Origin of the sequence: Alteromonas sp. CH_MED4-4, assembly GCF_037029575.1 — a bacterium.
Classification (GTDB): domain Bacteria; phylum Pseudomonadota; class Gammaproteobacteria; order Enterobacterales; family Alteromonadaceae; genus Alteromonas; species Alteromonas macleodii.
The window spans coordinates 1-12,806 of the sequence record NZ_JAYMEU010000050.1 but is presented as its reverse complement, the minus strand read 5'-3'; the positions used below and the strand labels follow the sequence as shown (position 1 = coordinate 12,806).

Genomic DNA, 12,806 nt, shown 5'->3' with positions numbered 1-12,806 from the left:
GTGCGCTTAGGTCTTTGATTACTTGAAGTTGTCATAAAGAAGTCCTCTTTACGTCAACGTATTTTAGGACGGGACAACAGGCACAAAAAAAGCAGCATAAAAATGCTGCTTTTTAATGTTTAATAAATATGGACTTACTTGCTAAACGTGTTTCCAAAGAAATCGCCATCGTTCCACTTAGGCTTGTTCTTTTGGTTTGCTAGTGTCCAACCAATTTGCGCGTTAACCTTGGTGAAAGTCTCTGCCGCATTCCAGTTGAATGGCTGGTTAATGTCGTCGCTAGGTTTGTGGTAGTGCGTAGATAAGAACTGACCAAACACCTTGCTGCCATCTACGTTAGGATCTTTAGACTTCAGACCCGGCACCATAAACACTGAAGGCACACCTTGCTTTACAAACGCATAGTGATCTGAGCGAGTGAATAACGCTTGCTCAGGCCATGGATCAGGGCTTAGTTCAATGTTGGCATTCGCCGCCGCTTTTTCCACTGACTCTTGCAAATCACTGTGGTTCGCGCCAAACGCAATAACGTCTGCAAACTCGTAAGTCAAAATTGGCATATCTAGATTTACGTTCGCCACCATTGAAGTAACCGGTACAGTTGGATTACGAGCAAAATAGTCTGCACCTAGCAGGCCCTTCTCTTCACCCGTTACCGACACGAACAGAATTGAGCGCTTTGGCTTTTCTTCCATTTCGCTAAACAAGCGTGCAGTTTCTAACATCACTGACGTACCAGACGCATTGTCCATGGCGCCATTGTTAATGTTGTCTTTCTTCACGGTCTTGGCAAAACCGATATGGTCAGAGTGAGCAGAGAAAACCACGTACTCGTTTTTAAGCTCTGGGTCAGAACCTTCAAGTACACCCACAACATTTGGGCTAGTAATGGTGTCGTGTACGCTCGTCTTACTGATATCAACCACGCCATTTAACGCAAAGCCTTGCGGTACTTTGTCGGCTTCAAGCTGTGCATAAACGTCATCAAGGCTCTTTTCTGCGCCTTCAAATAACTTACGCGCAGCGCCTTCACTCATGTAAGCGCCACCTTTAAGCTGAGAAAAGCTGTTTGCAGGCTGACCACTGTCGTCTAACCATGCCATACGCGGCGTATGGATGTAGTTCAAACGGCTTTGATAAGGGCGTACCTTTTCATTTTTAGGCGTTGTGATAGTGATCATGCCAATAGCGCCATTGTCTACCGCATACTTTTGCTTTTGATAGCCAGACGCAAAGTGAGCGCCCTCTTCTGATGGAAAGTCACTTGGCTTACCAGCAAGCGCTACAACAACCTTACCTTTTACATCTAAGTCTTTGTAATCGTTGTGAGATAGCTCGTCAGCCACAATGCCGTAGCCCACAAAGACCATTTCACCTTTTAGGTTGGCCTCGGTGCTAAGCAAGCTCGGGCTAGCTAGATATTCTTTCGGGTAGTCAAAATCGACGGTTTCGCCGTTTTGCGTGAAAGTAAACTTGGGAGACTCTTGAACCAGATTCGCTTTGCGAAACGCTACGTTTTGCATGTAGCCGTCTGTACCCGCTGGCTTCAAACCATATTTAGCAAATTCGGTCGCAATATATAGCGCCGCAATTTCATGGCCACGAGAGCCCGTGTCACGACCTTCAAGCAAATCATCTGCTAGGAAAAACAGGTGCGATTTGATTCGCTGTGTATCAGGGTTAAAAGCATTGTCTGTCGATGCGTGGTTATGGGCAGTAGCAGCAAAGGTCATTGCTGTCATTGCACTACCTATAAGGAGTTTTTTTATCATTCTAATTTCACCATATAACTAAGTGTGCATCATGGTAACGCAGTTAATAGGCGGAATACCATTAAACTGCTTACGTTTACCATGTGTTTCCTACCGTTGCTCGCATTTTATGAGCAAGGTAAAATTGCCAGTCGCATGCCGGCTCAGCTTCCGGGTGTTTTTATATTTTTTTAGTGAAGAGCAGCATCTATGTCAAAAGACGACATTCTTTACCGCGTTCAGTTCATCAGCAACGGTGAGCGCTATGAGTTATACGTGAAAAGCCTTATGCAGGGCGCTTTGTTTGGCTTTATCGAGATAGGTGACTTTGTGTGGGATACTCACACAAGTGTTGTTGTAGACCCTAGTCATGAAAGGTTGAAAACCGAATTTTCTGAAGTAACAAAAACTTATGTACCGATGCACAACATTTTGCGCATTGACGCCGTAAATAAAAAAGGTTCAGCCAAAATTACTAAATTAGAAAATAAATCTGATAAAGTAACTGCTTTCCCTAGTCCAATATATACACCAACGAAAGAGTAACCGCCGGGTCATTCCGGTGAAGGTTGCCGGAGACCCTTATGTATCGCTATGTTTTAGCAGCATTATTATTTATTTGCAGCGTTAGCTCATCTGCAAAGGACCTTAACGATGAAAGCTTGTATCAACTACTTGATGACATTTGGCAATACGAGCTTTCGGTTTCCCCGCTTCTAGCTTCTCGCGAAGGCGATACTTCACTCGCTCACGTATTACCAGACAACTCTCCCAAAGCCCTGAAAGCACAAAATGAACAATGGCGTACTTTTCAAAAGACCTTAAGTCAGTATAAAAAAGAAGACATCTCTACTGATGCTTATATTGCCTTGCTGATGCAACAATATCGTTTAGCTAACTATGTGGACGAATATACGTATCGCGCGCATTTAGTGCCTATCAATTCAGAATATGGCTTTCACGGTGCAATGGCCTCGCTTCCTAATTTATCCACCTTTAAGCGCGTAGAAGATTATCAGGCCTACATTAGCCGCCTAAATGCGCTTAAGCCTTATTTTGACCAACAAATTGCGTATATGAAACAGGCGCTAAAAGAAGGCTACACGCAGCCTAAAGTCGTGCTGAAAGGGTTTGAGAACTCGGTGGCGTCATACATTGTTGAAAATGCCGAGGACAGTGGCTTTTATTCTCCATTTACCCGTTTTCCAGAGTACTTTACTGACGAGCAAAAATCAGCGCTAACGGAGCAAGGCAAGGCTGCCATAAATAGCAGCGTATTGCCTGCGTATCAAATGTTCTACGACTTCATGGTAGATGAATACATTCCTAGTGCCCGTGAAGATATTGCCGCGAATAACTGGCCTGATGGCGTGGCGTATTACGCCAATAGAGCCAAGCATTACACCACCACGGATATGACGCCTCAGGAAATCCATGATTTAGGGTTGTCTGAAGTAAAACGCATTCGCGCGCAAATGCAGCAAATTGTGGATGAGCTTGGCTTTGATGGCGACATTAACGAATTCATTACGTTTTTACGCGAAGACCCGCAATTCTATGCCACCAGCGCTGAAGATTTGCTGAAAGAGGCGTCGTTTATTGCAAAGAAAATGGACGCAAAACTTCCTTCGCTCTTTGAGTATCTGCCAAGAACACCCTACGGTGTAGCGCCTGTACCAGACGCTATCGCGCCCAAATATACAACGGGCCGTTACATTCATCCTAGCCGCGATGATCAGCCAGGATATTACTGGGTAAACACGTATGCCCTCGATAAGCGCCCTTTGTATGCATTGCCTGCACTGACATTGCACGAAGCAGTGCCTGGCCACCACCTTCAAATATCGTTGGCAGCAGAGCTTGAAGACTTACCTATGGTACGTCGTAACACCTATATTTCAGCGTTTGGTGAAGGCTGGGGTCTGTACTCTGAGTTTTTAGGTATTGAAGCAGGTATTTACGAAACGCCGTACGACAACTTCGGTCGCTTAAGCTACGAAATGTGGCGTGCGTGTCGCTTGGTTGTGGATACCGGTATGCACACGATGGGCTGGAGTCGTCAACAAGCGGTTGATTATATGATGGAAAACACCGCGCTTTCAGAACACAACGTAAATACTGAAATAGACCGCTATATCTCTTGGCCAGCGCAAGCCTTGTCTTACAAGATTGGTGAAATCAAAATTAAAGGCCTTCGCAAGAAGGCAGAGAAAGCATTAGGCGAGCGTTTTGATGTGCGTAAATTCCACCGCGCCGTGTTAGAAAACGGCTCAGTTCCATTGTTTATCTTGGAGCAAAACATCAATACGTTTATAGAAGAACAAAAGGCACAATAAACATGATCGTTGCATTTGGTGTTATTGGATTACTTATCCTGTTTTTAATTTACTTTGTGCTGCGAGCGCAGAATTTACAGAAAGAGCTGGCGCTATTGCGTCACTCGAATAAACAGACCAACAACAAGGTTACGTATGCTTATCGCAACCTTGTTCTTGTTACAGATGCGTTAGAGAAAAATCTTACTGCGCGTATTGAAAGTGCCTATAAAAGCCGCCTTATCGACCAAACTCAATACAATGCGCTGCACCCGCTTATGCGCAACTTTTCGACTATCGTCATGGCCTGTTGTGAGAAAGGGATGTCATTTGAGGAATCGCTGAATAAAGTGTTGCTTAATGAAGAAGTGACGCTTGAGGAAATTCGTGAGGTGGTGAAAGCACTCCCTAGCAACGTGCGTATGGTGTGGTCAAAAAATACGGCCGACGGCTTCATTGCTTTTTGCCAAACCGTTACAGCAACAGTAAGCGGCACGACTGCAAAGGCTCAAAAAGAACCATCTGAAGAGTAACATTTTACTCTGTGTCCCTCGTTAGCGCTTATACAGTGCTAACTGTATGGCAGGGTCGTCTGCGTTGCTATGTAGTAAGGTCAGCGACCCTAGCCATGTTCCCACTCTTTTAAAAGTTTAATCTTTTTACCTTTCCAGACTAATCAGTAAGTTAGCACTTAAAACAACAAGCCAAAAACCTTTTGTCTTGAAAAGGGTTATTGCTGCACTATAATACTGTATAAAAATACAGTTTATTTTGAGTACCATGAATAAATCGTTATCCGTGCTTAATAACCACCCGCATATTTGGCGGGCCAGAGATCAGAGACAAAGTGAAACCAAGTTTTCACTGGGTTTTCCGCGTCTGGATAAAGCACTTAACGGTGGCGTTGCATCTACAGGTCTTGTCCGTATCTCTTCGTTAACCGGCATGGGTGAACTTTCACTCTTTAAACAGGTTATATGCCAACACCGTACGCATAAGCTGGTGGTATTTATTAACCCTCCCGGGCTACTACAGTCGCCGTGGTTAGAAAACTTGGGGCTTAAAGCGCAACAAGTGCTGGTAGTAAAACCAGGTTCTGAACAAGAGTCGTTGTGGGCAGCAGAGCAATGTTTAAAAAGTACGGCTTGCCATTGCGTAGTGCTGTGGAGTAATGCTGTAAATCAAAAAGAAGCACGACGCCTACAGGTAGCAGCAACGCATAATGATGCGCTGTGCTTACTGTATACTCCACCGCAACAGCAGGCCTCACAGTTAGGTTATCCGAAGGCCAGCTTAAGTGATTCACAAGCCACTCCTTCGAATCAAAGCGACGGTGCATTACCCATTACGTTGGATATCGCGCTAAAGGGTAAACCCCACGCTTTGGCAGTGAACATACGCAAGCAGCGTCATGGGTGGCCCAAAGATAACATTGTTATTTCCCATCGGTGGACACCCGACAATCAGGCTATTAAATGGGCCATGGCACACAACACACTTTCCGATCAGGCATTACACTCTGTGAGCTAATGATGCTGTGGGCTTATATTTACTGCTACCAACTAACTTTAGACAGCCACATCAAAGCGGCTAGAAGTAAACGTGCCCATAGCCAATTGCCGAGGCACGAATCTAATAACCAGTATTCATCGTTAGCGTCGAATACCCCCGTTGCGGTGTACTGCAGTAAAACAAACAAAATTACGCAGTGTAATGATATTGCGAGAAAAGAAGGTATTGAAATTGGGCATGGGCTAGCTCAAGCGGCGGCGCTATGCCCTTACGTACATATTCTGCCTTTCAGTGAAGAAGCCGAAAAGCATATGCTGACGCAGTTAGCCCATCGGCTTTACCCACTGGCTTCTGACATCGTATTAGACAACCACATTCACTCAAATAGTGTAAACGGTCTGGCAGTAAGGCTAGATAACCTAACCCATTACTATGGCGGTCATAAGCCACTGTGGAAAACTTTAACCCAAGCTCTGGCAGAAGCAGATATTCGCTATCATTTTGCTAGCGCATGGACAATTGAGGCCGCAAAAGTATTAGCGCTTCATAAATTTAATACTTACTTGCATACATCCGATGACATAAAAAAAGCGCTAAGTGCGTGCCCGCTTTCTCTTACGGCTCTATCTCCCAAGGTCATTGACTCATTGGCAAGGGTGGGCGTTTCCTGCGTACAACAGTTGCTTGCCATGCCGGTACAAGAGCTGGGGCGGCGCTTTGACAATAACACCATTATGTATCTTACTGCGTTAAGGGGAGAAACCTTTCCACGCGTTACGTTATTTAGGCCTTTGGAGCACTTCGATAATTTTATCCTCTTGCCTTTTGATATTGAAAACACGCAGCATCTAACCCCTTTTGTCACCCAGCAGTTTGAGCATTTATCTCACTATTTACGGGCAAGAAACTTATATACATCCAGCATCAGCGTACATATTCATTTCAGAGAAGCACCTGTAATGGATATTAATATACGTTCGGCGCTTCCTCAGTCATCAGTAAAAAGTTGGCTGCCGTTATTTAGTCTTAAAACTGAGAGTCTGGTGTTGCCTGAGCCAGCTACAGCCATTGCGCTTACCTGTCAGCAATTTGAAGAAATGGATACGCAGAATGGCGATTTTTTTAGCGACAGATTTAACGATATTGCACAAAAGCAATTAATTGGGCGCTTAAACGCGAAGCTAGGCGATAACAGTACGTTTCAACCTCGCGCTGCCGACAGCCATCAATTTGAATATATGACGGTGACGGAGCCGAGCGTCGGTAACTGTGCCGGTAATTACGCTTATAGCAGTGACATTACGCCTACCTTCACCTTTGATGTACCTAAACCGCTTATTCAGGCTACCCAAATTTGCTTTGGCCCCGTGCGATTACACAGTGAGTGGTGGCATGACAGCCCAACAAAGCGTGATTATTTCATCGCCCAAACTGAGCAATGCGTAAGGCTTTTAGTGTTTAAAGATGAAGAGAGCCGCTGGTGGGTGCAGGGCCTTTTTTGCTAGCGGTATGCGGTTAAAGAAAAAGGTAAAGGCAATATCATGAAATACAGTGAGCTCTTTTGCCAAAGCAATTATAGTTTTCTTTGCGGTGCCTCTTCCCCCGCAGAGCTTGTTACCACGGCTTCTTTCCTTGGTTACGACGCACTTGCCATTACCGATGAATGCTCAGTAGCGGGAGTGGTACGGGCTTTCGACGAAATTAAGCATCAGGGCCTACCGATTACGCTTATTGTGGGTAGTTACTTTGTATTTGATGACACTTTATCTTTTGTGCTGTTGTGCCCGAACAAAGCGGCCTATAGCGAACTATGCCGAATTATTACTAACGCGAGGCGTCGCTCTGATAAAGGTGAATACCAACTAGCTGAGTGGGACTTGCGTACCATTCGCCATTGCAAATTCATTTGGCTACCAAGCGGCAAAGAAGCTAAAGACAAGCATTGGGCTGAATGGCTGCAAAAACACCCTAGTATTGATGCCTATATTGGCGCTCAGCGCCTATTAGACGGAAGGGATCACCACAGGTTTGCGCATTACAATCATCTGCAGTCTGCCTATCCTTTTCCTGTTATTGCCTGTACAGGTGTACTCATGCATCACGCTGACAGACTGCCGCTTCAACATGTATTGCATGCTATTAACGTGCATACCAGTGTAGACAAAATAGGTCGGGATGCGTTGAGTAATGCAGAGCGTAGTCTGCGAACCGTACAAAAAATTAAGAAGCTTTACCCTGAGAAATGGATTGCCAATACCAATGCCCTTGCTCACGCTTTCACATTTTCTTTAGAAGAGCTGCGCTACCACTATCCTGCGGAGCTTGTACCTGAAGGGTATACGCCCACTTCGTATTTGCGGGAACGTGTAGAGGCCGGTATAAAAGTGCGCTTTCCTGAAGGTATAACCCCTGATATTCGCCAAACCATAGAAAAAGAACTTACGCTTATTGACGAGCAAGAGTATGAGTATTTCTTTTTAACCATTTACGACATTGTTCAGTTTGCCAAGCGACAACGTATTTTGTATCAAGGGCGCGGCTCTGCGGCCAACTCGGTAGTGTGCTATTGCTTGGAAATAACCGCAGTAGACCCAAGGCAAATAAGTGTGCTGTTCGAGCGCTTTATTTCCAAAGAGCGTAACGAACCGCCAGATATTGATGTGGATTTTGAGCATCAACGCCGTGAAGAGGTCATCCAATACATTTATCAAAAGTACGGCCGGGAAAGAACCGCTATCGCGGCTACGGTTATTTGCTATCGCTTTAAGTCGGCTTTTAAAGATGTGGGCAAGGCGCTGGGCTTTAGCGAATCACAGCTTGATTTTGTGGTAAAGCAGATTAATCGCCGAGACAGCGTTATTCCGTGGAAATCTCAGCTGGCGGGGCTTGGGCTAAACCCTGAAGAGTTTAGGGTGCAGCAGTTAATTACCCTTACCGAAGCTTTACTGGGCACGCCCCGACATTTGTCGCAACATGTAGGCGGTTTTGTTATTAGCGCAGGGCCGCTCTACGATCTTGTTCCTGTTGAGAACGCCGCGATGGAAGAGCGTACTATTATTCAGTGGGATAAGGACGACATTGAAACCTTAGGCCTTTTAAAAGTGGATGTACTGGCGCTTGGGATGTTGAGCGCTATACGTCGTGCATTCTCTCTTATCAATAAACAATACCCTGTTGAAACCAGTATTCCGTTCATTACTAAGCTCGGAGATGACAAACAGGTTTTCGATATGATTTGTCGGGCCGATACGGTAGGCGTTTTTCAAATAGAATCACGGGCTCAGATGTCTATGCTGCCAAGGCTCAAACCTCGTCGCTATTACGATTTGGTCGTACAAATAGCCATTGTACGGCCAGGTCCGATTCAGGGTGATATGGTCCACCCTTATTTGATACGCCGACACGGCAACGAAACCATTAGCTACCCATCTAAAGATGTGGAGAAAGTTCTGTCTCGAACCATGGGCGTGCCTATCTTCCAAGAGCAAGTGATTCAGCTTGCCATGGTTGCAGCTGGCTTCAGTGGCGGAGAAGCCGATCAACTGCGTCGCGCCATGGCGAGCTGGAAAAAAGACGGTAGAATTTTTGAGTTCAGAGACAAGCTTATTAAGGGGATGACGGATAAAGGCTATGACAGTACGTTCGCCCACAACTTATTTGAACAAATAAAAGGCTTTGCAGGTTACGGCTTTCCTGAATCGCACTCAGCATCTTTTGCCGTATTAGCTTATGTGTCTTGCTGGTTGAAGTTTTACTTTCCTGTTGAGTTCTACGTAGCGCTGTTAAATAGCTGGCCCATGGGGTTTTATTCTCCGTCTCAGTTAGTTCAAGATGCTAAGCGTCACAACATACGGGTAGAAGCGCCCTGTGTTAACCAATCTGACGTTGAGCATTCTCTGGTGGTACAAGGCCAAAAAAAACACATTCGGCTTGGTCTTAAGCTTATTAAAGGCTTAAGTGAAGCATCGTCTCAGCTTATCGTGGAAAACCGTTCAGACAAAAGCTACACCAATGTTGAACAATTACAGCAGTTATCGCTTAAAAGTCACGAACTAGAGGCACTGGCCAGCGCCGATGCCCTTCGCACGATTTCAGGCAATCGGTATGAAACCCGCTGGCGAATTATGGATACCCAAACCCGTCTACCACTTTTCGATACCGACGAATTTTATGCAGATAAAAATACCACACCGCTCGGCGCTACGCCTTCTGAGGCAGAAAATTTACTAGAAGACTATGCCTCAACCGGCTTATCGGTAAATAACCACCCTATTTCTTTACTCAAAAAGCAACATAAGCTTAAAGACATAAGCTGGTCCAATTCGCTTAAAGACAAGACCAATAAATCTGTTGTAAAAGTACTCGGCGCAGTAACAGGTCGACAGGCCCCGGGTACAGCCGCAGGCGTTACCTTTCTAACTTTAGAAGATGATATAGGCAATATGAACGTTGTGGTGTGGCAAGCTACCGCTCGTGCTCAGCAACAAACATTCTTAAAAGCTAAACTGCTACAGGTAAATGGTATTATTGAACGCTCCAAAGAGGGAGTTATTCATATCATCGCAGGTAAGCTTATTGATCGGACGCCGTGGCTCGAAAAGCTGTCATTAAGTTCAAGAGATTTTCACTGAGTATTTTACACCCGCAAAACGATAAATTATGGTGTATAGCTATGCGATTTATTTTTGTATTAAAAAACTTCCTCTCAAGGAAATGCTTCAAAGATAATTTATTTGTATATTGTAAATTGCTGTAGTCATTTTGGAGTTTAGAATGATGCGATGTATTGGGCTTTTCATTGGCTGTTTGTTTAGCCTTAATATTTATGCAGATAAATATGTGATTGGCGCACAAAACTTAGCTTATTTCCCCCATTACGATTTTGCATCATCAACAGATAAAGGGGTTGCTTGGTCAATTTTAGAAGCTTTTTCTGAAGCTTCGGGACACGAGTTTGTGTATTTAAGCTTGCCTATAAGACGGCTTCAACTCGAGTTAGTTAAAGGTAATGTTGACTTTGTATACCCTGATAATAGAGGCTGGTATAACAGCATTACCACTTCAAATGACAAGTACTTTTCCCTCCCATTAACCAGCGCAGTAACGGGGACAATTGTAAAACGACAGAACGCTGGGAAAGGCATCGAAAAGATAAAAAACCTCGCCATGCCGTTAGGCTTCACACCGGTAAATTGGCAAGAAAGAATAGACACTCAACGTACCCAAATAACTTGGGTTACGGATATTCAACAAGGCTTGGCGCTTTTGTACCAAGAACGTGTAGACGGGTTAGATTTAGAGTATTTCGTTAGCCAGCGATCTGCTCCTCTATCATATGAGCAAGATGCATTTACTTTAGATTTGACGCTTCCACATAATGAAATTCCTTTTTCCCTATCTACGCTTTATCATCAAGACATTATTAGTGAACTTAATAAGTTCATATCCTCAAATCCAGAATTAATTGATAGTATAAAAACAAAATACGGAATAACCCCTTTCGAGCAGTTGTCTCAGAAGCTTTTGATAGAACAAGGATTGAAAATTGAAGAGGTTTGGAAATAGTATTCGTCGCTTTGTGCAAATGGCGGTATTGCCAGTTACATGCACACTTTCAAGTCCTTTTGTTTCAGCCGACACCTATATCGTAGGCGCTCAAAATATTGAATATTATCCGTATTACAACTTTTCATCGGATCATGAAAAGGGGTTGGGTTGGGCTATTCTTGAAGCATTCTCAAAGCAAAGCGGACATCGCTTTGTATACTTGAGCATGCCAGTTAAACGCCTTCAAATAGAATTGAAAAAAGGCAATGTAGACTTTGTCTTTCCTGATAACGCCAGATGGTATGATCAAATAACCCATAGCCTTAACAAAGTATATTCTGAACCTCTGGCAGAAACATTCGCCGTGACTTTGGTTAAAACAGATAACCTTGGTAAAGGAATTACTCATATAACAAAACTTGCCACGCCAGACGGATTTTCCCCTGTAAAGTGGGAACAGCAAATTAAGAACGGTACCGTTAAGGTAACAGGCGTAAACAGTATTTATGATGGGCTTAACCTTCTACAGAGCGATAAAGTAGATGCTTTAGATGTGGAATATAATGCCGCTAAAAACGTTGCTCGTCGCTTTCCGCAAATGGGACCATTTGCCGCTGATTTAACCCTGCCACACAACGTTGTCTCATTTTCGCTATCAACCTTAAGACACCCCGAGATCATTGCCGAGCTCAATACATTCATACTTTCAGAATCTGAAAGCATAAATAAAATTAAAGCGAAGTATGGTATTGAAGATACAAAGCAACTGATCGAGCGTCTGATGGAAGAGCAACATGTAAGTGCAGATACACGCTGGACACCTTTGTAAAAACTTCAACAGTGTCAGTAAATTACACTACTCGCGTGGAATAGTTCGGCATTTAGTTTTTATTATCTCTTTGAAATTAAAATAATTTTTAATTGGAAAAAATTTTGCTTGTTGATTATCAGATCAAGGAGCAATTATGAAACAGGCATCACTACTTCTATTTTCTTTTTTCATTATTTTCACCGCAAGTAGCGTACAAGCGAAACAAACCGTGAGTGTAGATTATATGCACGGCTTTGACGATATCGATGGTATGCGCTTCGCGTACAGGCCACTTGAACAAACGCTTACTACTGATTGGTTTGGCGACCTAAAGCTATACTGGGAAGTGAGTGCCGTAGTGTGGGAGTATGGTGAAAACGATACACATAGTACAAGCTACGGCGCGTCATTAACTCCTGTATTTATGAAACAGGTTTCAACGCTCTATGACAAATATCCCGTATATATAGAAGCGGGGATAGGAGCGAGTTACATAGGTAATCAGAAAGTCGCTGGTAAAGATATTGGATCTAACTATCAGTTCGAAGACAGATTAGGTGTTTTTGTAGAGATCGATAAAAAACAACATGTCGCACTGCGCTATATGCACTTTTCAAACGGCGGCTTCAACAATGACAACCCCGGATTAGACTTCCTGAACCTATCCTACGCCTATCACTTTTAAAGAAATGGGGTCAGAGTACATTTTCATTTCTCGAGCATTTTGTTAAGGGCTGTTTTGATTTCGAGGAGTATTAGAAGTATTAATGTACTCTGACCCCATTTTTTGTTCCTTCCAAACGCAAAAAACCCGCCGTTAGGCGGGTTTCTTTAATTGGGACCTGGCAGTGTCCTACTCTCACATGGGGA

General features: G+C 44.0%; 10 protein-coding genes. 9 read left to right on the top strand and 1 reads right to left on the bottom strand.

The window, feature by feature from the left end; all coding sequences use genetic code 11:
* Window positions 1–134: 134 nt before the first annotated feature.
* Window positions 135–1,772, bottom strand: a complete 1,638-nt coding sequence (locus WA381_RS20400; RefSeq protein ID WP_156085696.1) for a M28 family metallopeptidase — start codon at window positions 1,770–1,772, stop codon at window positions 135–137.
* 189 nt (window positions 1,773–1,961) lie between these two features.
* Here WA381_RS20400 and WA381_RS20395 point away from each other — a divergent pair, with 189 nt between their 5' ends.
* The 9 genes from WA381_RS20395 (at window position 1,962) to WA381_RS20355 (ending at window position 12,621) form a co-directional block, all read left to right on the top strand.
* A complete protein-coding gene (locus WA381_RS20395; RefSeq protein ID WP_061438894.1) occupies window positions 1,962–2,297 on the top strand; it encodes a DUF1820 family protein in 336 nt (111 codons plus the stop codon).
* 38 nt (window positions 2,298–2,335) lie between these two features.
* On the top strand, window positions 2,336–4,087 hold the full coding sequence (locus tag WA381_RS20390; protein WP_156085695.1) for a DUF885 domain-containing protein: 1,752 nt from the start codon (window positions 2,336–2,338) through the stop codon (window positions 4,085–4,087).
* Window positions 4,088–4,089: 2 nt separating this feature from the next.
* Complete coding sequence (locus tag WA381_RS20385) at window positions 4,090–4,599, top strand: hypothetical protein (protein ID WP_039226980.1); 510 nt, start codon at window positions 4,090–4,092, stop codon at window positions 4,597–4,599.
* Window positions 4,600–4,846: 247 nt separating this feature from the next.
* The gene (locus tag WA381_RS20380; RefSeq protein WP_156085694.1) at window positions 4,847–5,596 is read left to right on the top strand and encodes a recombinase RecA; all 750 of its coding nucleotides are present in this window, start codon (window positions 4,847–4,849) and stop codon (window positions 5,594–5,596) included.
* On the top strand, window positions 5,596–7,083 hold the full coding sequence (locus tag WA381_RS20375) for a Y-family DNA polymerase (protein ID WP_061438881.1): 1,488 nt from the start codon (window positions 5,596–5,598) through the stop codon (window positions 7,081–7,083). Before WA381_RS20380 ends, WA381_RS20375 begins: the two co-directional genes overlap by 1 nt.
* A 36-nt stretch (window positions 7,084–7,119) precedes the next feature.
* Window positions 7,120–10,209 carry an error-prone DNA polymerase gene (locus WA381_RS20370; RefSeq protein ID WP_156085693.1) on the top strand — a complete coding sequence of 1,030 codons (3,090 nt, stop codon included), beginning with the start codon at window positions 7,120–7,122 and terminating at the stop codon, window positions 10,207–10,209.
* A gap of 130 nt (window positions 10,210–10,339) precedes the next feature.
* Window positions 10,340–11,143, top strand: coding sequence for a hypothetical protein (locus tag WA381_RS20365; protein WP_231506374.1), 804 nt, complete (start codon window positions 10,340–10,342; stop codon window positions 11,141–11,143).
* The gene (locus WA381_RS20360; RefSeq protein ID WP_069943474.1) at window positions 11,124–11,954 is read left to right on the top strand and encodes a substrate-binding periplasmic protein; all 831 of its coding nucleotides are present in this window, start codon (window positions 11,124–11,126) and stop codon (window positions 11,952–11,954) included. The genes WA381_RS20365 and WA381_RS20360 overlap by 20 nt, the downstream gene beginning before the upstream one ends.
* A gap of 136 nt (window positions 11,955–12,090) precedes the next feature.
* Entirely contained in the window at window positions 12,091–12,621 is a 531-nt protein-coding gene (locus WA381_RS20355) for an acyloxyacyl hydrolase (RefSeq protein ID WP_014975262.1), read from the top strand.
* Window positions 12,622–12,806 lie beyond the last annotated feature (185 nt).

What these genes read in the sequence shown, in the direction of transcription:
- WA381_RS20380 (WP_156085694.1), top strand. Translation starts at nt 4,847, where the DNA reads ATGAATAAATCGTTATCCGTGCTTAATAACCACCCGCATATTTGGCGG.
- WA381_RS20355 (WP_014975262.1), top strand. Translation starts at nt 12,091, where the DNA reads ATGAAACAGGCATCACTACTTCTATTTTCTTTTTTCATTATTTTCACC.
- WA381_RS20385 (WP_039226980.1), top strand. Translation starts at nt 4,090, where the DNA reads ATGATCGTTGCATTTGGTGTTATTGGATTACTTATCCTGTTTTTAATT.
- WA381_RS20395 (WP_061438894.1), top strand. Translation starts at nt 1,962, where the DNA reads ATGTCAAAAGACGACATTCTTTACCGCGTTCAGTTCATCAGCAACGGT.
- WA381_RS20375 (WP_061438881.1), top strand. Translation starts at nt 5,596, where the DNA reads ATGATGCTGTGGGCTTATATTTACTGCTACCAACTAACTTTAGACAGC.
- WA381_RS20390 (WP_156085695.1), top strand. Translation starts at nt 2,336, where the DNA reads ATGTATCGCTATGTTTTAGCAGCATTATTATTTATTTGCAGCGTTAGC.
- WA381_RS20400 (WP_156085696.1), bottom strand. Translation starts at nt 1,772, where the DNA reads ATGATAAAAAAACTCCTTATAGGTAGTGCAATGACAGCAATGACCTTT.
- WA381_RS20370 (WP_156085693.1), top strand. Translation starts at nt 7,120, where the DNA reads ATGAAATACAGTGAGCTCTTTTGCCAAAGCAATTATAGTTTTCTTTGC.